Source organism: Sinomonas sp. B1-1 (assembly GCF_050474465.1).
Classification (GTDB): domain Bacteria; phylum Actinomycetota; class Actinomycetes; order Actinomycetales; family Micrococcaceae; genus Sinomonas; species Sinomonas flava.
The window spans coordinates 1-20,858 of sequence record NZ_JBCHVF010000019.1 but is presented as its reverse complement, the minus strand read 5'-3'; the positions used below and the strand labels follow the sequence as shown (position 1 = coordinate 20,858).

15 protein-coding genes are annotated in these 20,858 nt (G+C 70.1%); 12 read left to right on the top strand and 3 right to left on the bottom strand.

The genetic code is table 11. The annotated features are described in order from the left end of the window. Positions 1-114: 114 nt before the first annotated feature. Positions 115-744 (bottom strand): hypothetical protein, encoded by a 630-nt coding sequence (locus ACQ5BE_RS18625; protein WP_430298444.1) that lies wholly within the window; start codon positions 742-744, stop codon positions 115-117. A 273-nt stretch (positions 745-1,017) separates the two neighbouring features. Between ACQ5BE_RS18625 and ACQ5BE_RS18620 the strand changes: the two genes are divergently transcribed. From ACQ5BE_RS18620 to rlmB, 6 genes are all read left to right on the top strand, one after another. Next, entirely contained in the window at positions 1,018-1,500 is a 483-nt protein-coding gene (locus ACQ5BE_RS18620) for a CarD family transcriptional regulator (RefSeq protein ID WP_208711635.1), read from the top strand. A 78-nt stretch (positions 1,501-1,578) separates the two neighbouring features. Further along, positions 1,579-2,346 carry a 2-C-methyl-D-erythritol 4-phosphate cytidylyltransferase gene (gene ispD, locus ACQ5BE_RS18615; RefSeq protein ID WP_430298443.1) on the top strand — a complete coding sequence of 256 codons (768 nt, stop codon included), beginning with the start codon at positions 1,579-1,581 and terminating at the stop codon, positions 2,344-2,346. Between the two features lie 58 nt (positions 2,347-2,404). After that, positions 2,405-2,893, top strand: coding sequence for a 2-C-methyl-D-erythritol 2,4-cyclodiphosphate synthase (gene ispF, locus ACQ5BE_RS18610; protein ID WP_430298442.1), 489 nt, complete (start codon positions 2,405-2,407; stop codon positions 2,891-2,893). A gap of 79 nt (positions 2,894-2,972) precedes the next feature. Beyond that, positions 2,973-3,305, top strand: a complete 333-nt coding sequence (locus tag ACQ5BE_RS18605; protein WP_430298441.1) for a hypothetical protein — start codon at positions 2,973-2,975, stop codon at positions 3,303-3,305. Positions 3,306-3,370: 65 nt separating this feature from the next. After that, positions 3,371-4,897, top strand: a complete 1,527-nt coding sequence (gene cysS, locus ACQ5BE_RS18600; RefSeq protein ID WP_430298440.1) for a cysteine--tRNA ligase — start codon at positions 3,371-3,373, stop codon at positions 4,895-4,897. After that, positions 4,898-5,899, top strand: coding sequence for a 23S rRNA (guanosine(2251)-2'-O)-methyltransferase RlmB (gene rlmB / locus ACQ5BE_RS18595; RefSeq protein WP_430298439.1), 1,002 nt, complete (start codon positions 4,898-4,900; stop codon positions 5,897-5,899). It begins immediately after the preceding gene. Here rlmB and ACQ5BE_RS18590 read toward each other — a convergent pair. Then, entirely contained in the window at positions 5,896-6,690 is a 795-nt protein-coding gene (locus ACQ5BE_RS18590; protein WP_344300868.1) for a carbon-nitrogen hydrolase family protein, read from the bottom strand. The two genes, rlmB and ACQ5BE_RS18590, sit on opposite strands and share 4 nt — an antisense overlap. A 168-nt stretch (positions 6,691-6,858) precedes the next feature. Here ACQ5BE_RS18590 and glgX point away from each other — a divergent pair, with 168 nt between their 5' ends. Genes glgX through ACQ5BE_RS18575 form a run of 3 tightly spaced genes read left to right on the top strand, consistent with a single transcriptional unit; the run spans position 6,859 to position 9,793 of the window. Then, positions 6,859-8,958 carry a glycogen debranching protein GlgX gene (gene glgX / locus ACQ5BE_RS18585; RefSeq protein WP_430298438.1) on the top strand — a complete coding sequence of 700 codons (2,100 nt, stop codon included), beginning with the start codon at positions 6,859-6,861 and terminating at the stop codon, positions 8,956-8,958. After that, positions 8,955-9,470 (top strand): ribonuclease domain-containing protein, encoded by a 516-nt coding sequence (locus ACQ5BE_RS18580; protein ID WP_430298437.1) that lies wholly within the window; start codon positions 8,955-8,957, stop codon positions 9,468-9,470. The genes glgX and ACQ5BE_RS18580 overlap by 4 nt, the downstream gene beginning before the upstream one ends. Further along, a complete protein-coding gene (locus tag ACQ5BE_RS18575; RefSeq protein ID WP_430298436.1) occupies positions 9,467-9,793 on the top strand; it encodes a barstar family protein in 327 nt (108 codons plus the stop codon). Before ACQ5BE_RS18580 ends, ACQ5BE_RS18575 begins: the two co-directional genes overlap by 4 nt. Positions 9,794-9,826: 33 nt before the next feature. Here ACQ5BE_RS18575 and glgP read toward each other — a convergent pair whose 3' ends face one another. Next, complete coding sequence (gene glgP, locus ACQ5BE_RS18570; protein ID WP_430298435.1) at positions 9,827-12,442, bottom strand: alpha-glucan family phosphorylase; 2,616 nt, start codon at positions 12,440-12,442, stop codon at positions 9,827-9,829. Positions 12,443-12,629: 187 nt separating this feature from the next. Between glgP and ACQ5BE_RS18565 the strand changes: the two genes are divergently transcribed. From ACQ5BE_RS18565 to glgB, 3 genes are all read left to right on the top strand, one after another. Next, positions 12,630-14,657: an alpha-1,4-glucan--maltose-1-phosphate maltosyltransferase gene (locus ACQ5BE_RS18565; protein WP_430298434.1), complete on the top strand. Its 2,028-nt coding sequence runs from the start codon at positions 12,630-12,632 to the stop codon at positions 14,655-14,657. Between the two features lie 78 nt (positions 14,658-14,735). Then, positions 14,736-16,532 (top strand): maltose alpha-D-glucosyltransferase, encoded by a 1,797-nt coding sequence (gene treS / locus ACQ5BE_RS18560; protein WP_208711646.1) that lies wholly within the window; start codon positions 14,736-14,738, stop codon positions 16,530-16,532. Further along, positions 16,529-20,416, top strand: coding sequence for a 1,4-alpha-glucan branching protein GlgB (glgB, locus tag ACQ5BE_RS18555; RefSeq protein WP_430298433.1), 3,888 nt, complete (start codon positions 16,529-16,531; stop codon positions 20,414-20,416). Before treS ends, glgB begins: the two co-directional genes overlap by 4 nt. Positions 20,417-20,858 lie beyond the last annotated feature (442 nt).

Sequence of the window (20,858 nt, the reverse complement as noted above, 5' to 3'; positions counted from 1 at the left end):
GGGCCCCCGCCCCCCCCCCCCCCCCCCCCCCCCCCCCCCCCCCCCCCCCCCCGCGCCCCGCCGCCCCCCCCCCCCCCGGGGGGGGGGGCGGCCGACGTCGTGCGTGGGTGGCTGCTAGCGGCTCGCGGTGGCCGAGGACGTGGCCGACGCGCTTGCGGAGCCGGACGGGGTCGCCGAGCCGGAGGAGCTTGCCGAGGCGGAACCCGAGGCCGAGCCGGACGGCGACGCGGAGGCCGAGCCCGAGGGGGTCGGGATGAGCGTGCGGTACTCCGGCAGGGTGCCGTCGAGGACGGGAACGCTCACGTCCTTGCTCGCGCTGTCCGCGGAGAACGTGATCTTGGCGAGCGCTCCGGGGACGGCGCCGGTCTTGGCGAGGTTGACCTGGTGGGCCTCGTCCCCGAGGTTGATCTCGCCCTTGGCAGGCACGTCGAGGCGGACGGTCGAGGACGCATCGCGGAACGTGAGCGGGACCGACTTGTCCGAGGTGTTGAAGATCGTGCCGGTGAGGCGGCCAGGCGCGTCGGCGCTGAGCGTGCTGCTGGAGCCCGTGGTTCCGGAGGAGACGATGATCATGTTGCGCAGCTGCAGCGGGCCGACGTCCTCGCGTACGCCGTCCGAGGCGGAGTACTGGTGGGTGGTCTGCTGGGCGTTGATGTACCCGCAGCCCGTGGCCGACAGCAGACCGGCGCCCAGCGCGGCGATAAGGGCGACGCGCTTGGCCGGCTTCGATGCAGTGAGACGCACAGCTGGCTCCTGATGAGGAAAGGAAGTCTGGTCGCCCCTAGCGTATCGCCAACTTCGACGTTGTGTAGATTCGGCGCACCCCGCCCGCGACACAGGGCGCGCGCAAACCCGTCCCCGCGGCGGACGTGAAGCATCTTTTTCGCTCCGGGTCAACCCCTTCAGGCGCCCGACGTGGCCCCACTTCCGCGTGATTCCGGGCTTCATCCGGGGTCGCACCGCCAGCCGGGAGGGCCGGACGTGGTAGACTAGCTGGCGGGAAAGGGGAATGTCCACATGGTTTTTGAGGTTGGCGAGACGGTTGTTTACCCCCACCACGGTGCAGCCAAGATTGAAGAGATCAAAATGCGCACCATCAAGGGCGAAGAGAAGATGTATCTCAAGCTCAAAGTGGCTCAGGGTGACCTGACGATTGAAGTACCGGCCGAGAATGTGGACCTTGTCGGGGTCCGCGATGTCGTGGGCAAGGAAGGCCTCGAGCACGTGTTCGACGTCCTCCGCGCCGAGTTCACCGAGGAGCCGACCAACTGGTCCCGCCGCTACAAGGCGAACCTCGAGAAGCTTGCCTCCGGCGACGTGATCAAGGTCGCGGAGGTCGTCCGCGACCTGTGGCGTCGCGACCAGGACCGCGGCCTCTCGGCGGGCGAGAAGCGCATGCTCGCGAAGGCGCGCCAGATCCTCATCTCGGAGCTTGCCCTGGCCGAGAAGACGGACGAGGAGAAGGCGGCGAGCGTCCTCGACGAGGTGCTCGCTTCCTAGAGCGACAAGAACGTCCAGCAGGGCCCCGGCAGCACACCGCTGCCGGGGCCCTGTGCTGTCCGGGCTACGCTGGATCCCATGACTGATCCCTCGCACCCGGGCGCGCCCACCGCCGTCGTCATCGTCGCTGCGGGATCGGGGACCAGGCTGGGCTATGGGATGCCGAAGGCCCTCGTGCCCCTCGCCGGGGCGCCCCTCCTCCTGCACGCGCTCCGCGGCGTGGTCGGGGCCGGTGTCGCCCGGCAGATCTGCGTCGCGGTGCCCCCCGGGGACAGCGAGCTCGGCGGGCTCTGCCGCTCGTTCGCCGAGGAGTTCGGGGTCGACGCGCCGGTCATCACCGTCGTCGAGGGCGGTGCGACCCGCGCCGACTCGGTCCGCTCCGCACTGGCGGCGCTCGCCCCCGGCACAGGGCACGTGCTCGTGCACGACGCCGCGCGGCCGCTCACGCCTGCAGACGTATTCGCCCGCGTCGCCGAGGCGCTCGATAGGGGGGCGCGCGCCGTCATCCCCGCGGTGCCCGTCGTGGACACGATCAAGTCCACCGCGCCGACCGAGGGCGAAGCCTCGGCCATCGCCGGGGAGATCGTCACCGGCACCGCGGTCCGGGAGCAGCTGCGCGCCGTCCAGACGCCCCAGGGGTTCGACGCCGCGACGCTCCTGGGCGCCCACGAGCAGGCCGCGCAGTGGCCCGCCGAGCAGGCGGCCGGAATCACCGACGACGCGATGCTCGTCGAGTCCCTGGGAACCCCCGTCTACGTGGTCCCGGGCGACCTGCGTTCGCTCAAGATCACCACGCCCATGGACCTGCACCTCGCCGAGACGCTGCTGGCCACCGCCGGTGCGTGACCGTGCGGGACCCCCTTCCCGGGCCACCGCACGGCCCAGCGACGACCAGGAGGAGACCTTGATCATCCCGCGCACCGGGATCGGCGTGGACGTCCACGCCTTCGCGCCCGACGACGCCCCCCGCCCGCTCTGGCTGGGCGGCCTGCTCTGGGAGGGCGAGCGTGGCCTCGCCGGCCATTCCGACGCCGACGCCGTGGCCCACGCGGCCGCGAACGCCCTCTTCTCCGCCGCCGGGCTTGGGGACCTGGGCACCCATTTCGGGACGGACCGGCCCGAGTACGACGGGGCCTCGGGGACCACACTCCTGGCCGAGGCCGCGCGCATCGTCCGTCAGGCGGGGTTCGAGATCGGCAACGTGGCCGTGCAGCTCGTCGCCCAGCGCCCCAAGTTCGGCCCGCGCAGGGCGGAGTCGGAGTCCGTGCTCTCGGAGGCCGCCGGCGCCCCCGTCTCGGTCTCCGCCGCGACCACCGACCACCTCGGCTTCACGGGGCGCCGCGAAGGAGCCGCGGCCATCGCCACCGCGCTCGTGTATTCGGCGACGGGGTGAGGCGCCCCGTCGTCTAGAATGGATGGCTGGTCCCGACGCGGGGCCAGCCGTTCTGCCCCCCAGCTCCAGGAGACCCCGCATGAAGAGAGGCCTGACCGCCACCGCGCTCGCGGCCACGATGCTGCTCACGGCATGCGGCGGCGACAGCCGTCTCAGCGTCCAGGACAGCTGCAAGCTCCTGAACGACGACCAGTTCAAGCCGACGGGCAACCAGATCCAGCAGGCCAAGCAGGTTGCGGACCACTACGCCGACATGGCCAAGAAGGTGGACCCCTCGATCGGGACGCTCATCCGGGGCATGGCGGACCTGCAGAAGAAGGTCGCCGGCTCGAGCACCGGAGTCGCGACCCCGGACCAGCAGAAGCAGTTCAGCGACGCCCTCAACAGCATCGGCAAGGTCTGCGGCAGCTAGCCGGCCGCGCGCCGTCGTGGGCGGCCGCTGACCGTGCCGCCCGGCCCGACAGATACCCTTATCCAGTGACCCTGCGCTTCTACGACTCCGCCACCGCCGAAGTCCGTGACTTCGTCCCACTCGAGCCCGGCAAGGCCTCGGTGTACTACTGCGGCGCCACGGTGCAGGGCTCGCCGCACGTGGGGCACGTGCGCTCGGCGATCGTGTTCGACCAGCTCACCCGCTGGCTGGCCTACCGCGGCTTCGCCACGACCGTGGTGCGCAACGTCACGGACATCGACGACAAGATCCTCGCCAAGTCTGCGGCCTCCTTCGAGGAGGGCTTCGTGGCCGACGGGACCTACATCCCGCACGAGCAGTGGTTCGCGCTCGCGTACCGGTTCGAGCAGGAGTTCGAGACCGCGTACGAGGTCCTGGGCGTCCAGCGCCCCACCTACGAGCCCCGCGCCACCGGCCACATCACCGAGATGCACGAGCTGATCGCCCGCCTCATCGACCGCGGCCACGCGTACCCCGCCGAGGACGGTTCGGGGGACGTCTACTTCGATGTCCGCTCCTGGCCCGGATACGGCTCGCTGACGCACCAGAGCATCGACGACATGCAGGCGGCGACGGACGCTGATCCCCGGGGCAAGCGGGACCCGCGCGACTTCGCCCTCTGGAAGGGCCACAAGGACGGCGAGCCGGAGACGGCGTCGTGGCCGTCGCCGTGGGGCCGCGGCCGCCCCGGGTGGCACCTCGAGTGCTCGGCGATGGCCACGAAGTACCTCGGCCCGCGCTTCGACATCCATGGAGGCGGCCTCGACCTGCGCTTCCCGCACCACGAGAACGAGCTCGCCCAGTCCGCCGCGGCCGGGGACGGGTTCGCGACCTTCTGGATGCACAACGGCATGGTCACGTACGAGGGCGAGAAGATGTCGAAGTCGATCGGCAACGTCATCTCGCCCGCGGAGATGCTGGAGCTCGCTCCTCCCCGCGTGGTCCGCTACTACCTCGGCCAAGCGCACTACCGCTCGGTCCTGGACTACCGGCCCACCTCGCTGCAGGAGGCCGCGGCCGCGGTCGAGCGGATCGACGGGTTCATCGCCAAGGCGCGCGCCCTCACCGAGAAGTCCGCGCACGACGGCGCGGCCTCGCCGTCCGCGGGGGCCGTCCCCGAGGCGTTCGCCGTGGCGATGGACGACGACCTCAACATCCCCCAGGCCCTCGCCGCCCTGCACGACACCGTGCGCCGCGGCAACTCGGCGCTGGCCGCAGGCGGGGGAGCAGGCGACGCCCGCGCGGTGGCGGTGGCGCTGTCCGAGGTGCTGGCGATGACCGCCGTCCTCGGGCTCGACGCCGCCGGCGCCAACGCGCCGTCGTCCGAGGAGGACGCAGCGCACCGTGCCCTGTCCGTTCTCGTGGACGCCCAGCTCGCAGCCCGCGCGCAGGCTCGCGCCGCCAAGGACTGGGCCACGGCGGACGCGATCCGGGACACCCTCTCGGCGGCGGGCATCGCCGTCGAGGACGCAGCAGACGGCGCCATGTGGAGCCTCGCCGCACCGACTGAATCACGCGTTGAGAGCGCGCAGACCAACCGAACGGGAGCATAGATGGCCGCCAAGGGACGCCCGGGAGCCGCTAAGAACAAGAAGGGGCCCTCCGTCGGCACCGGCGGCCACGGCCGCAAGGCGCTCGAGGGCAAGGGACCCACACCCAAGGCCGAGGAACGCGTGTACCACAAGGCGTACCGCGCGAAGCAGCTCGCGGAGCGCTCGGCCGCGAAGCGTTCGGGCCAGCCCGGGCGCCTCGCTGCCGGCCGCGGTGCGACGGGCCGCTCGAAGCACGCCGAGGAGATGGTCACGGGCCGCAACTCGGTCGTCGAGGCGCTCCGCGCCGGGGTGCCCGCCAAGGCGCTCTACGTCGCGGTCCGGATCGAGATGGACGATCGCGTGCGGGAGGCCATGAAGCTCGCGGCCGAGGCGGGGATCCCGCTCATGGAGTCCCAGAAGCCGGAGCTCGACCGCATGACGGACGACGCGATCCACCAGGGCCTCGTCCTGCAGGTGCCGCCGTACGAGTACCCGGACGCGTTCGAGCTCGCCGAGGAGACCTACGAGAAGTGGCGCCGCGGCCACGTCGCGAACGCGCCACTGTTCGTCGCGCTCGACGGCATCACCGACCCGCGCAACCTCGGCGCGATCATCCGCTCGGTCTCGGCATTCTCCGGCCACGGCGTGATCGTGCCGGAGCGCCGCTCCGTGGGGGTCACGGCGGCCGCTTGGAAGACGTCCGCGGGTGCCGCGGTGCGCGTGCCCGTGGCCAAGGCTCCCAACCTCAACACCGTGCTGCGCCAGATGAAGGAGATGGGGATCTTCGTCCTCGGGCTGGACGGCGGCGGCGACGTCGCGCTCCCCGGGCTCGCGCTGGCCACGGAGCCGGTGTGCCTCGTGGTCGGTTCGGAGGGCAAGGGCCTGTCCCGTCTGACCCGCGAGCTGTGCGACCAGATCGTCTCGATCCCGATCGACTCCGACATGGAGTCCCTCAACGCGGGCATGGCCGTGGCGATCTCCCTCTACGAGGTCTCGACGCGGCGCGCCGCTGCCGAGGGCTAGAGGCGCACGCGGTTCGCCAGGACGGGCAGCGCCTCGCGCGCCTTGGCCACCTCTGCCACGTCGAGGTCCACGTACAGGGTCTCGGGCCCGGAGCCGGCGCGCTCGATGAGGTGGCCGTACGGGCTCACGACTGCGGAGCGGCCGATCCCGGTCGGCGCTCCGTAGCGGGCCTCGACGCCAGCCGCCGAGGGGTCGGACTGCCCGACGGCGACGACGAAGCTCGTAGAGTCCACGGCGCGGGCGCGCACGAGCAGGTCCCACTGCTCTGCCTTGCCCGGCCCCGCACCCCAGGAGGCGCACACGATCTGGATCTGCGCGCCGTCGTCCGCGTTCGCGGTGAAGAGGTCGGGGAAGCGCACGTCATAGCAGGTGGCGAGGCCGAACGTGACGCCGTCGAGCGTGAACGTGACGGGCTCCTTGCCCGCGGTGACGGTGTCCGACTCCGCGAAGCCGAACGCGTCGTAGAGGTGGATCTTGTCGTAGTGGGTGTCCACCCCGCGCCCGTGGACGAGCAGCGTGTTGCGCACCTTGCCGTCCTCGCCTGGAGTGAACATGCCGAGCACGACGGCGACGCCCGCCTCGTCCGCGGCGGCGCGGACGGCGTGGGCGAAGGGTCCGTCGAGAGGCTCGGCGACATCCACGAGCGAGTTCCCGAACGCGCGCATCGTCGCCTCGGGGAACACGACGAGGTCGGCGTGCCGGCGCTTGGCGTCCGCGAGCGTGGAGCGCACGAGGGAGAGGTTGTCGTCGATGGAGCGGGACGTGGTCAGCTGGGCGAGGGCGATCCGCATGGCACCAGTATGGCCCGCAACACTCCGTCATGGGCCGAACCGGACGACTTGTCGCGGGTCGAATCGAGCGCGTGCCCGATACTAGGATGGGCGTGCCGCGGGCAACCGCTTCACGACCCGGCTGGATGAGCAGGGCCCGACAGCCTGCGCGCAGGGGACGAGGGTGCAATGAGCATGAGCAACATGACGATGCCGCTGGCGTTCGTGGTGACGCCGTCGCAGCCGTTTCCGCTCGGGCTCACGCCCGCGCGCGCCGCCGAGCAGATGGCGAGCCACACCGTCAACCTGGCGGTCTACGCCCCGGGCGTCGCAGCCGTGGACGTCCACTTCATCGACGCCGCGGGCGAGTGGCACAAGGAGCCGCTCCCGGAGTTCACGGACGGCGTGCACCATGGGCTGGTCGCGGGGATCCCGGAGGGGACCAGGTACGCGTTCGCCTCGAGGACGGACGACGCCGGTGACGCACCCGAGCCGGGCGGGGCCGCCTTCCTGCTCGACCCCTACGGGCGCGCGGTGGAGCGGCTTGAGGGCCAGTGGCTGAACGTCCACGTCCACCAGCATTTCGACTGGGGCGATGTCGCCAAGCCGGCCGTCCCGCTGCGGGACACGATCATCTACGAGGCCCACGTGAAGGGCCAGACCATGCTCCACCCGGACATCCCGGTGGAGCTCCGCGGCACCTACGCCGGCCTCGCGCACCCCGTGATGATCGAGCACTTCCAGCGCTTGGGCGTCACGAGCATCGAGCTCCTCCCGGTGCACTTCCACCTGGACGAGATGCACCTGCAGGACCTCGGGCTGACCAACTACTGGGGGTACAACACAGCGGCGTTCTTCGCCCCCCATCCCGCCTACGCGAGCGCTGCCGCCCGCAAGGCCGGCCCGCAGGCCGTGCAGGACGAGTTCAAGGGCATGGTCAAGCTGCTCCACGTCGCGGGGATCGAGGTGATCCTCGACGTCGTCTACAACCACACGGCCGAGGAGGGCCCCGACGGTCCGGTCATCTCCTTCCGCGGCTTGGGGGACCGGCAGTACTACCGCACCGACGCCGAGGGCCGGTACATCGACACCACGGGGTGCGGGAACACGGTCGACTTCTCCAATCCGCGCGTGGTGCAGCTCGCGCTCGACTCCCTCCGGATGTGGGCGGAGGAGTACCAGGTGGACGGCTTCCGGTTCGACCTGGCGGTCTCGCTGTGCCGGGACGGGCAGCACGAGTTCACGCCCGCGCACCCGTTCCTCGTCGCGGCGGCCGCGGACCCTGTCGTGTCCCGCACCAAGCTCATCGCCGAGCCCTGGGACGTCGGGTTCGGGGGCTGGCAGACCGGCGCGTTCCCGCAGGGGTGGTCGGACTGGAACGACCACTACCGGGACACCGTCCGGGACTTCTGGCTCGCGGACCGCGGCACGATCGACGCCGGCGGGCTGGGCGGGCCGATGGCGCGCCTCGCGGATGCCGTCTCCGGCTCGCACGGCCTGTTCGCGGCCTCCGGCAGGACGGCCCTCGCATCGGTCAACTTCGTGGCCGCCCATGACGGCTTCACCCTCGCCGACCTCACGGCCTACCACCGCAAGCACAATGAGGCCAACGGCGAGCAGAACCGGGACGGGCACAGCCACAACCGCTCGTACAACCACGGCTTCGAGGGGCCCACGGAGGTCGAGTCGATCATCGCTGCGCGGACGCAGACCGCGAAGAACCTCATGGCCACGCTCATGGTGTCCCTCGGCATCCCGATGATCACGGCCGGCGACGAGTTCGGCCGCACGCAGCAGGGCAACAACAACGCCTACTGCCAGGACAACGAGCTCACGTGGCTCAACTGGAACCTCGACACCGCGGGCCGCGAGATGCTCGACCACACGAAGTGGCTCATCCGCATCCGCCGGGACTTCCTGCACCGCCAGCCCGCAAGCTACCCGACCCGCGAGGAGAGCAACTACTTCCATTGGTTCGGAGCGAACGGGCTCCCGATGGACCCTGCCCGCTGGCAGGACCCCCGGGAACGCCTCCTGCAGTTCCTCCTCGGCTCGAAGGACGGGTACCTGGACGGGCTCGTGGTGGTCAACGGAGGCCCCAGCAAGGTCGACGTCCAGTTCCCCTCCCTGTACCGTGACGGGGCCGTCGTCCGCGAGATGGCGTACGAGCTGCGCTACTCGACAGCCCACCTCATGGAGCAGCGGATCGGCACGGTCTTCGCGAGCGGCCAGGACGACATCTCCGAGCCCTACTCCGTCACGATCTACCGGGCCCGCGAGGCGTCGTGAGCCCTGCCCTCCGTCGGCTCCTCGTGGCGGCCGCGGTCCTCGCGGTCGCGGTCGCCGCCTCGTTCCTGCTCCGCGCCGCCGGTGACACGACGGCCGGGGCCGGAGGCGCGCCGTCGTCCGTCGCCTCACCCTCCGGGAGCGCGAGCCCCGCGGTGCGCCCCTCCTCCCCGGCGCCGCAGCGCACGACGCCGCCCGCCGCCGCGCGCTCGGCCGTCGCCAACCCGAGCGGGCTGGCCGAGGTCCGTGCGTCCCAGCTGCCGCGCGAGGCGCGCGACACCCTCGCCCTCATCGCCAAGGGCGGCCCGTATCCGTATCAGCGCGACGGAGTGGTGTTCGGCAACTTCGAGGGCATCCTGCCTTCCCGCCAGCGAGGCTACTACCACGAGTACACCGTCCCGACACCGGGGGAGGCGGACCGCGGGGCCCGGCGCATCGTGGCCGGGGACGGCGGCGACACGTACTACACCGACGACCACTATGAGTCGTTCCGGTTCATCCTGGAGGACCGGTGACCGCGCGCCGGACTGTGGTCGTGCCCGCCGCGGCGTCGAAGCGGGACGTGCTCGTCGCGTTCGGCGAGGCGCTGGGCTTCCCGGCGTACTACCGGCCCAACCTCGACGCCTTCAACGACTGCCTCCAGGACCTGGCATCCGAGCTGGCCAACGACGAGGGCCAGCCGGTCGCGCTCGAGTGGCACGTGCACCCCGCGTTCCGGGAGCTCCCCGCGTTCGTGGCCATGCGCGAGATCCTCGCCGACGCGGTCGAGGCCAGCTGCGGCACCCTCACTCTGAAGGTCGCCTCCTGGGGGTCACCTCCTGGGGGTCACCTCACGTGACTCTCAGGAGGTGACCCCCAGACGCCGGACGGCTCAGGCGTTGACGATGAGCCCGAGCTCGGCCTTCGACGCGAGTCCCTCGTGCCGGGGGATCACCCGGACCGTGTAGCCGAACGCGCCCGAGTGCTCGATCATGACGGCGCCGTTGAAGAGGTACCGGCCGTTGCCGAGGTTCTCGTTCGGCTCGAGCTCGGCCAGGCTCACGTCGGTGAGCTGGTCGGACTCGTCGACGCGCCCGTAGGCGAGCTCCACGAGGACGTCCGCCGGGTTGAGCACCCCGAGGTTGAGGTACGCGCTCACGTGCAGCTTGTCGCCGATCTGGGGGACCTCCGAGAGGCCGCCGGAGTCGATGTGCTCGACATGGACCTGCGACCAGTTGCTGCGCACGTGCTTCGTCCAGGCCGCGAGCTCGCGGGCGTGCCGGAAGTCCTCGGCGACAGCCCGCCGGCCCGCGACGGCAGCCGGCGTGTAGAGCTCGGACACGTAGTCGCCGAGCATCCGGTCCGCGGAGACCTGCGGGCCGAGGTGCGACAGGGTGTGCTTGATCATCGAGATCCAGTGGGTCGGCACCCGGGACGGCGGCTCGGTGGAGGGCCCGGCTGCACCTGCGGACTCGGCCCCGGCGCCCGAGCCGGAGGCTCCGTAGAAGCGCGGGGCCACCTGGGTCTCGAGCAGCTCGTACAGCGCCGCAGCCTCGATGTCGTCTCGCTCCTGGGGGCTCGCCTTGCCGCTCGCGGTCGGGATCGCCCAGCCGTTCGAGCCGTCGTACATCTCGTCCCACCACCCGTCGAGGACGGAGAGGTTGAGGGAACCGTTGAGCGCGGCCTTCATGCCGGACGTGCCGCACGCCTCGAGCGGGCGGAGCGGGTTGTTGAGCCAGACGTCGCAGCCCGGGAAGAGCGTGCGGGCCATGGCGATGTCGTAGTTGGGCAGGAACGCGATGCGGTGGCGCACCTCGGGGTCGTCGGTGAAGCGGACGAGGTCCTGGATCATCTTCTTCCCGGCGTCGTCCGCGGGATGGGACTTGCCTGCGATGACGATCTGGATCGGGTGCTCCGGGTGGAGCAGGAGCCGCTTGAGCCTCGCCGGGTCGCGGAGCATGAGGGTGAGCCGCTTGTACGTCGGGACGCGTCGCGCGAAGCCGATCGTGAGCACATCGTGGTCGAGGACGGAATCGATCCACGTCAGCTCCGCGGCACCCGCGCCGCGCTTGGTCCACGCGGCGCGCAGCCGGCGCCGGACGTCGTCGATCAGGCGGGCACGGAGATCACGGCGCGTCTCCCAGAGCTGCTCGTCGGTGACGTTGAAGACGAGGTCCCAGCGGCCTCCCACAGCGGAGCCGGGTTCGAAGGTCTCCGCCACGGAGCTGATCTTCGGATCCACCCACGTGGGGACGTGGACGCCGTTCGTCACCGAGGTGATGGGCACCTCGGAGTGGTCGAACCCCGGCCACAGGCCGGAGAACATGGCGCGGGAGACGGTGCCGTGCAGCTTCGCGACGCCGTTCGCCCGCTGGGCGAGCCGCAGGCCCATGACGGCCATGTTGAACACTGCAGGGTCGCCACCGTCGTAGCTCTCCCGGCCCAGCTCGAGGATGCGCGTGGTCGGGACGTCCGGGGCGAGGCCGGCGTCGAAGAAGTACTTGATCTGCGCTGCGTCGAAGCGGTCGATTCCGGCGGCCACGGGGGTGTGCGTCGTGAACACGGTCGAGGCCCGGCCCGCGACGAGGGCCTCATCCCACGTGAGGGCCTCGGAGGCGGACATGAGCTCCTGGATGCGCTCGATCCCGAGGAATCCCGCGTGCCCCTCGTTGGTGTGGAAGACCTCGGGCGCGAGTCCGTCGGTGAGGCGCTGGTAGATGCGCAGTGCCTTGACGCCTCCCATGCCGAGGAGGAGCTCCTGCTGGAGGCGGTGGTCGCCGCCGCCGCCGTAGAGGCGGTCGGTGATCGACCGGGCGCCGTCGTCGTTCGCGGGGACGTTGGAGTCGAGGAGCAGCAGCGGCACCCGGCCCACGTCGGCGCGCCAGATGTAGGCGTGCAGCTTGCGTCCGTTGGGCAGGGGAAGCGTGACGACGCACGGAGTGCCGTCGTTCTCCTTCAGGAGGGTCAGCGGGAGGGCATCCGGGTCGATGACCGGGTAGGTCTCCTGCTGCCAGGCGTCGCGGGACAGCGACTGCTTGAAGTAGCCGGCCTGGTAGAGGAGGCCGACGCCGATGAGCGGCACCCCGAGGTCGGAGGCGCTCTTGAGATGGTCCCCGGCGAGGATGCCGAGTCCGCCCGAGTACTGGGGCAGGACCTCGGTGATGCCGAACTCGGGGGAGAAGTAGGCGATGCACTGCGGCGCGTCCTCGCCGAGGCCCTGGTACCAGCGCGGCTCCTCGAGGTAGCGGCGCAGGTCCTCCTCCGCGGCGCGGACGCGGGCGACCACGGCGGTGTCCAGCGCGAGCTCCTGCATCTTCTCGCGCGTGATGAGGCCCAGGAAGCCGGCCGGATCGTGGCGGCTCTCCTCCCACAGCACGGGATCGAGGCTCGCGAAGAGGTCCCTCGTGGGCTGGTGCCAGGACCAGCGCAGGTTCGTGGCGAGAGTGTCGAGAGCCGCGATCGGCTCAGGAAGCACAGTGCGGACGGTGAATCTACGGATGGCCTTCACGAGCGCCACCCTAGTCCAGCCGTGTGCGCGGATGAAGAGCGCCGCGTTACGGGACGGTGAATGACGTGCAACACACCGGCGGCAGCCCCGCCGGGCCGTGTCACGTCCTTCGCTTTCGTCTCCGCGCGCGACTATCGTGGCGGTTGGACGGGCCCTGCCGGGCTACCCCCACGCGAAAGGACGCCTCGTGCCTTCACTCGAGCCCACCCTGCCGAGCAAGCTTCGATTCGGTCGCTTCCCCATCACGGATGTGCTTCCTGTGGTCGAGGGAGGGGCCTTCCCGGCGAAGGCGGTGGCAGGGGAGGGCATCGCGGTGAGCGCGACCGCCTTCCGCGAGGGCCATGACGCGCTCGGCGTGAGCGCCGTCCTGTACTCGCCGCGCGGCAAGGAGAAGCAGCGCGTCCGGCTGGAGGAGCTGGGCAAGGGCCTGGACCGCTGGCACGGGGTCCTGACTCCGCCCAAGACCGGCGAGTGGACCTTCACCATCGAGGCGTGGCACGACCGCTACGGCACGTGGCACCACAACGCGGACGTGAAGATCCGGGCAGGCGTGGATGTCGAGCTCATGCTCGCCGAGGGCGCCGCGCTGCTGGGCGAAGCGGCCGACGACGACGCGCGCGACGAGGAGGGGCGCCTCGCCTTCCGTCGGGCTGCCAGCGTGCTGTCGGACGCGTCCCGCTCGGTGGAGGAGCGCCTCGCGGCCGGAGAGAGCCCAGAGGTGCTCGCCGCCGTCGAGCGTCTCCCGATTGCCGAGCTCGTCACCGAGACCGAGCACTTCCCGCTCCTGGTGGAGCGCGAGCGCGCCGGCCGCGGCGCGTGGTACGAGTTCTTCCCCCGCTCCGAGGGCGCCGAACGGGACCTTCAGACGGGCGAGTGGAGGTCCGGCACCTTCCGCACGGCCGCCGAGCGCCTTCCCGGAGTCACCGCGATGGGATTCGATGTCGTCTACCTCCCGCCGATCCATCCGATCGGCCGGGCGTTCCGCAAGGGCCCCAACAACACCCTCACGGCCGGCCCGAATGACCCCGGCTCGCCGTGGGCGATCGGCGGCCCGGAAGGCGGGCACGACGCAATCCACCCCGACCTCGGCACCTTCGAGGACTTCGACGCCTTTGTTGCCCGCGCCACCGAGCTCGGCCTCGAGGTGGCCATCGACCTGGCCCTCCAGGCCTCGCCGGACCACCCGTGGGTCACCGAGCACCCCGAGTGGTTCACCACCCGGGTGGACGGGTCCATCGCCTACGCCGAGAACCCGCCGAAGAAGTACCAGGACATCTACCCGCTCAACTTCGACAATGACCCGGAGGGCCTGTCGAAGGAGATCCTGCGGATCGTGAACCTGTGGATCGACCACGGGGTGAAGATCTTCCGCGTGGACAACCCGCACACCAAGCCCGTGTGGTTCTGGGAGTGGCTCATCGGCAAGGTCAACAAGAAGAACCCCGAGGTGGTCTTCCTCGCCGAGGCGTTCACGCGCCCGGCCATGATGAAGGCGCTGGGCCGTGCTGGGTTCCAGCAGTCCTACACCTACTTCACCTGGCGGAACACGCGTGAGGAGCTCGAGGAGTTCTTCACGATGATCTCCAAGGACTGGGCCGCGTTCTACCGCCCCAACCTGTTCGTGAACACGCCGGACATCCTCACGGAGTACCTTCAGTTCGGCGGGCGGCCCGCCTTCAAGATCCGCGCCGTCCTGGCCTCCATGGCCAGCCCGACCTGGGGCGTCTACGCCGGCTACGAGCTGTACGAGCACGTGGCCCGCCCGGGCGCCGAGGAGTACATCGACAACGAGAAGTACGAGTACAAGCAGCGCGACTGGGCGGGGGAGGAGGCTGCCGGCCGCTCGCTCGCGCCGTACCTCGCGCGTCTGAACGAGATCCGCCGTGCCCACCCGGCCCTCATGGACCTGCAGAACCTGACGCTGCACACGAGCACCGACGATGCCACCGTCGTGTTCTCGAAGCACAAGGAACTGCCCGACGGCGGCAAGGACACCATCATCGTCGTCGTGAACGTGGACCCGCACTCGACCCGCGAGTCGACCGTCACGCTCGACCTCGAGTCGCTGAGCCTCGACCCCGGCCTTTTCGACCACGAGGGGCGATTCCGTGTAGACGACCTCCTCTCTGGGCAGTCGTGGCAGTGGGGAGAGCACAACTACGTGCGCCTCGACGCCCACGCGGAGCCTGCGCACGTTCTCCACGTGCGGCGCTAGCACCCTTCAGACGTGCAGCGCTAACGTTGCACAGACCTGATTCCGCGCCACCTCGCCGCGAAGGAGTACCACCAGACCATGAACATCGGCCAGCAGGCAAAGCCGAACTTCAACGTCAATGCCCCCGGTCTTCAGCATGATCCGCACTGGTACCGCAAGGCAGTGTTCTACGAGGTCCTCGTGAGGGCCTTCGCCGACGCCAACGGGGACGGGTCCGGAGACATCCAGGGGCTCATCGACAAGCTGGACTACCTCCAGTGGCTCGGCATCGACTGCCTCTGGCTCCCGCCCTTCTTCGAGTCGCCGCTGCGCGACGGCGGCTACGACGTCGCGGACTACGAGTCGGTCCTGCCGGAGTTCGGGTCGATCAACGACTTCCAGCGGCTCGTGGCGGAGGCGCACGCGCGCGGTGTGCGGATCATCATCGACCTGCCGCTGAACCACACGTCGGACCAGCACCGCTGGTTCCAGGAGTCGCGGCGCAACCCGGACGGCCCCTACGGCGACTTCTACGTGTGGAGCGACACGGACGAGAAGTACCAGGACGCCCGCATCATCTTCATCGACACCGAGGAGTCCAACTGGACCTTCGACCCGATCCGGCGCCAGTTCTTCTGGCACCGCTTCTTCAGCCACCAGCCCGACCTGAACTTCGAGAACCCCAAGGTCGTCGAGGCGGTCTTCGACGTCGTGCGCTTCTGGCTGGACCAGGGCGTCGACGGGCTGCGGGCGGACGCCATCCCGTACCTCTTCGAGGAGGAGGGCACCAACTGCGAGAACCTCCCGGCGACCCACGAGTTCCTCCGCAAGCTTCGCGAGTTCATGGACCAGAAGTACCCCGGCCGGGTGATCATCGCGGAGGCCAACCAGCCGCCGCACGAGGTCGTCGAGTACTTCGGGAGCGAGGAGGCGCCGGAGTGCCACATGGCCTTCCACTTCCCGATCATGCCGCGCCTGTACTACGCGCTCCGCGATCAGCGGGCCCAGCCGATCATCGACACGATGGTCGACACGCCGGCCATCCCGGCGGGGGCCCAGTGGGGGACGTTCCTGCGGAACCATGACGAGCTGACGCTCGAGATGGTCACCGTCGAGGAGCGCGAGGCCATGCTCGGCTGGTACGCCTCTGACCCGCGCATGCGGGCCAACGTCGGCATCCGGCGCAGGCTGGCGCCGCTGCTGGACAACTCGCGCGCCGAGATCGAGCTCATCAACGCACTCCTCCTGTCCCTGCCGGGCAGCCCGTTCCTGTACTACGGGGACGAGATCGGGATGGGCGACAACATCTGGCTCGAGGACCGCGACGCCGTCCGCACGCCCATGCAGTGGAACCCTGACCGCAACGCCGGTTTCTCTGTCGCGGATCCGGGAAAGCTGTATCTGCCCACCATCCAGTCCCTTGTCTACAACTACTCCATGGCCAATGTTGAAGCAGAGATGGCGCACTCCGGCTCGCTCCTGCGCTGGACGCGCAACATCCTGGGCGTGCGCCGCGCCCACCCGGTCTTCGGACTGGGCGCATACCGCAACGTGCCGGCGGACAACGAGCACGTGCTCGCCTACCTCCGCGAGCTCAAGGAGGGAGAGGCCTACGGGGAGCGCGCGGAGACGATCCTGTGCGTGTTCAACCTCGCCGGGCACCCGGTCGCGGCGGCCGTCGACCTGCCGGAGTTCGCGGGCCGCGGTCTGCGGGACGTCTTCGGCGGCGAGCCGTTCTCCGAGGTCGGCCCGGACGGGCGCTTCCACGTGACGCTCGCTCCGCACGGCTACTTCTGGCTGAGGATCCGGAACGCGGCGTCGATCCCCTCGAGCCCGCAGACCACGGCTCTGCCCATCATTGTCCCCGAGCCGACCACTGGGGAGCTTGTCGAATGACTCAGGCCACCGCACACGCCCTGACACCCTCACTGAACGCACTCCTGGCCGAATGGCTGCCCGCGCAGCGCTGGTTCCCCGCGAAGGGACGCGGCGCGGTCGAGGCCGCTCCGGCCGGGGACATCGTCCTGGCCGACGCCGCAGCCGGCGTGGGCCTCGAGATCCACTTCGTCCGGGTGCGGGCGGGGCGGCTGGAAACCGTCCTCAACGTCCCGGTGAGCCTGCGGACCCAGGCCCTGGCCTCCGGCACGCATGCCCTCATCGGCCAGGCACGCCATCCCTCCCTCGGCCTCGTCTGGGTCTACGACGCGGTCCACGACCCTGCCTTCGTCACCGCGCTCCTCGATGTCATGGAGCACGGGAGCCAGATCGAGGGCCCGGGCACGACGGCGACCGGGCACCTCAGCGGCGCCGGGAACCTTCCGTCGGGCGTCATCGAGGCTGCCGTCCTGCGGGGCGAGCAGTCGAACACGTCGATCATCGTCCGGTCCGAGACCGGCAACGCGATGGTCAAGGTCTTCCGCCAGCTCGCCGAGGGCCTCAACCCGGAGGTTGAGCTCGGGGCGGCACTCGCCAAGGCCGGCGCAACCGACGTCGCGACGGCGCTCGGCTGGATCGATGCCGAGTGGAGCCTCAGGGGAGGCGAGCGCGCAAGCGGGCAGCTCGCCGTCGTGCATGAGTTCCTTGAGGGCGGGACGGACGCATGGTCCTTCGCCCTGGAGGCTGCGGTCGAGGGGCGTTCGATCGCGCAGGACGCGCGTGCGCTCGGCGCTGCCACGGCCCGTGTCCACGAGGCCCTCGCCGACACGCTCGGGATCGCCGTGCTCGACGATCAGACCGGCCCGCCGTTCGCCGACAGGCTCGCGTCCCGCCTCCGCTCGGCCTGGGACGAGGTCAGGGACAGCGTCGGGGTCGACGACGCCGCGCTTGAGAACCTGCTGGACTCCCTCGGGGGCGCCGTGGACGGTCTCCCCGTCCAGAGGATCCACGGGGACCTGCACCTCGGCCAGGTGCTGCGGTTCCCGGAGGGCGAGCGGCCGTTCGCGATCCTCGACTTCGAAGGGGAGCCGCTCCGTCCCGTCGCTGAGCGGAGCCACCCGGATGTCGTGCTGCGCGACGTCGTCGGCATGCTGCGCTCGTTCGACTACGCCGCCGGAGCGGCCACGCGCACCGATCCCGCTGCCCGCGTGTCCGAGGGCTGGGCCGACGAGGCCGGGCGCGCCTACTGGGAGGGCTACGCCTCCGTCGCGGGGGGCGAGGATCCGTTCGGGACGCCGCTCTTCGCCGCGCTGTGGCTGGACAAGGCGCTCTATGAAGTGGCCTACGAGGAGCGGAACCGGCCAGCGTGGGCCGAGATTCCGATCCGTGCGGCACGGTCTGCCCTCGCTGCCTGGCTGCCGGAACCGGCGGCCGGCGCGGCGGGGGAGAGCATCGCTGGGGGTGCCGCCCACGCGGGCCCCGGGACAGCACATGGGGCGGCGGTCTCGCTGCCTGGAGAGGAGACGGACGTGTCACCACACGGGGAGCACGGAACGAACGCCGCCGGCGCGGCGGAGCAGGAAGCGGTCGGCCGGCGGGACGCGGCGGACGACGGTGCGGTGCGCGGAGCGGCATTGGCCGCAGCCTCGGTGTCCGACGGCGGGGCCTCCCTCCCGTCGCACGTCGCGCCCGGGGCGGGCGAGAAGGCTCCGATACCCGTTGACGGCGACGTGGTCGCGAAGCTCGCCGCCGGGGCATACCACGCCCCGCACGCCGTGCTCGGCGCTCATCTCGACGGCGAGGGAACCGTCACCTTCCGGACGGTGAAGCACCTCGCCCAGGGGGTCACGGCGCTCACGCCTGCGGGCCACGTCCCGCTGCGCCACGAGGCCCACGGCGTGTGGGTCGGCACCGTCCCTGAGCCGGACCCCGGGCATGTGCCCGACTACCGACTCGAGGTCGAGTACGGCGAGGGCCACTTCGTGACCCTCGATGACCCCTACCGCTACATGCCGAGCATCGGCGAGCTGGACCTCCACCTCATCGGCGAAGGCCGCCACGAGGAGCTGTGGAAGGCCCTCGGTGCGCGGGTCGAGCGGCATCACTCTGTGCTCGGCAACGTCGAGGGCACGGCGTTCACCGTCTGGGCGCCGAACGCCCAGGCTGTGCAGGTGAAGGGTGACTTCAACGGGTGGGACGGCCGCGAGCACAGCATGCGCAGCCTGGGATCCTCCGGCATCTGGGAGATCTTCATCCCGGGCGTAGTAGCAGGCATGTGCTACAAGTTCGGGATCCTCACCAAGCACGGACACTGGGTCGAGCGAGCGGACCCCATGGCGTTCGGCACCGAGGTGCCGCCGCAGACGGCGTCGCGTGTCGTCGAGTCCCGGTACGCCTTCAAGGACGACGCCTGGATGGCCGAGCGCGCATCCACCGATCCCCTCGACGCCCCGATGAGCGTGTACGAGGTCCACCTCGGGTCCTGGCGCCCGGGGCTCGGATACCGCGAGCTGGCAGAGCAGCTGGTCGAGTACGTCACCTGGATGGGCTTCACCCACGTCGAGTTCATGCCGGTGGCGGAGCACCCGTTCGGAGGCTCGTGGGGCTACCAGGTCACGTCCTACTACGCGCCCAGCTCCCGGTTCGGCCACCCGGACGACTTCCGGTACCTCGTCGACCAGCTCCATCAGGCGGGCATCGGCGTGATCGTGGACTGGGTGCCCGCGCACTTCCCGAAGGACGAGTGGGCGCTCGCGAAGTTCGACGGCGAGGCGCTGTACGAGCACGCTGACCCCATGCAGGGCGAGCACCCGGACTGGGGCACGCTCATCTTCAACTTCGGCCGCACAGAGGTGCGCAACTTCCTCGTGGCGAATGCCCTGTACTGGCTCGAGGAGTTCCACGTCGATGCGCTGCGCGTCGACGCGGTCGCGTCGATGCTGTACCTGGACTACTCCCGGGCCGAGGGACAGTGGCGGCCCAACCAGTTCGGCGGGCGCGAGAACCTCGAGGCGATCTCGTTCCTCCAGGAGGCCAACGCCACTGCGTACAAGCGCAACCCGGGGGTCGCCATGATCGCCGAGGAGTCGACGGCCTTCCCGGGCGTGACCAAGCCGACGTCGGTCAACGGCCTCGGGTTCGGGCTGAAGTGGAACATGGGCTGGATGCACGACTCCCTCCAGTACGTGGAGGAAGACCCGGTCAACCGCCGCTGGCACCACAACAAGATGACGTTCTCGATCGTGTATGCGTTCAGTGAGAACTTCCTCCTGCCGATCAGCCACGACGAGGTTGTGCACGGCAAGGGCTCCATGCTGCGCAAGATGCCGGGGGACCGGTGGCAGCAGCTGGCGAACCTCCGCGCGTTCTACGCCTTCCAGTGGGCGCACCCGGGCAAGCAGCTGATCTTCATGGGGTGCGAGTTCGGCCAGGAGAGCGAGTGGAATCAGGAGTACGGCCTCGACTGGTGGCTCGCTGACCTCGAGCCCCACCGCGGCCTGCAGTCCCTGATCCGTGAGCTCAACACGGTCTATCGCGCCACGCCGGCGCTGTACGAGAAGGACTTCGATCCGGCGGGCTACGAGTGGATCCGCGGCGACGACGACAGCCACAACACGATCTCGTTCATCCGCTGGTCCGCGGACGGCGAGCCGCTCGTCTGCATCGCGAACTTCGCGGGCAACCCGCACATCGACTACACCGTGGGCCTGCCGCGCGCCGGCCGCTGGCGGGAACTGCTGAACACCGACGCCAAGGAGTACGGCGGTTCCGGCGTGACGAACAGCGGCTATGTCATGGCAGAGGAAGGCGAGTGGGACGGCAAGGCCGCCACGGCGGTGCTCACGCTCCCGCCGCTCGGAGTGGTCTACCTCGTTCCCGATTCGGGGGACACCCCGAACGCCTGACAGAGGTCTGAGCCGGGTCGATCCCGACAGGGAGAACTGGACCGGGAAAAACCGTGCCGCGGGCCCCCGAACCCACATGGTTCCGGGGCCCGCGGGCGTCCGGGAGCCGGGGTTGGCATCCGCGCCGCAACGGTGGTACAGTTTTATCCCGCGCCGGGCACGGGGAAACACTCCGACACGGCGCGACAGTCCCGCTGATGATTCGAGTAAAAACAACCGGAAACGGTCGATTTGACTTGGAATGGTGCGGCGGGTAGGTTTGAGAAGTTGCTTCGGGACGGGGCGGACGCCGAGAGGGCGCCGAGCTTACCGGAGGGGCCTGTTGTTTGAGAACTCAATAGTGTGCCAAGTTCGTTGATGCCATTTTTTTGATGGTGTTGATTGCCTGGTTGCGTGCACCCCCGTGTGCGTGGCCGGGTTTTTATGCCAGTTTTGGATTGTG

What these genes read in the sequence shown, in the direction of transcription:
- ACQ5BE_RS18620 (WP_208711635.1), top strand. Translation starts at nt 1,018, where the DNA reads ATGGTTTTTGAGGTTGGCGAGACGGTTGTTTACCCCCACCACGGTGCA.
- ispD (WP_430298443.1), top strand. Translation starts at nt 1,579, where the DNA reads ATGACTGATCCCTCGCACCCGGGCGCGCCCACCGCCGTCGTCATCGTC.
- ACQ5BE_RS18605 (WP_430298441.1), top strand. Translation starts at nt 2,973, where the DNA reads ATGAAGAGAGGCCTGACCGCCACCGCGCTCGCGGCCACGATGCTGCTC.
- rlmB (WP_430298439.1), top strand. Translation starts at nt 4,898, where the DNA reads ATGGCCGCCAAGGGACGCCCGGGAGCCGCTAAGAACAAGAAGGGGCCC.
- ACQ5BE_RS18590 (WP_344300868.1), bottom strand. Translation starts at nt 6,690, where the DNA reads ATGCGGATCGCCCTCGCCCAGCTGACCACGTCCCGCTCCATCGACGAC.
- glgX (WP_430298438.1), top strand. Translation starts at nt 6,859, where the DNA reads ATGAGCATGAGCAACATGACGATGCCGCTGGCGTTCGTGGTGACGCCG.
- treS (WP_208711646.1), top strand. Translation starts at nt 14,736, where the DNA reads ATGAACATCGGCCAGCAGGCAAAGCCGAACTTCAACGTCAATGCCCCC.
- glgB (WP_430298433.1), top strand. Translation starts at nt 16,529, where the DNA reads ATGACTCAGGCCACCGCACACGCCCTGACACCCTCACTGAACGCACTC.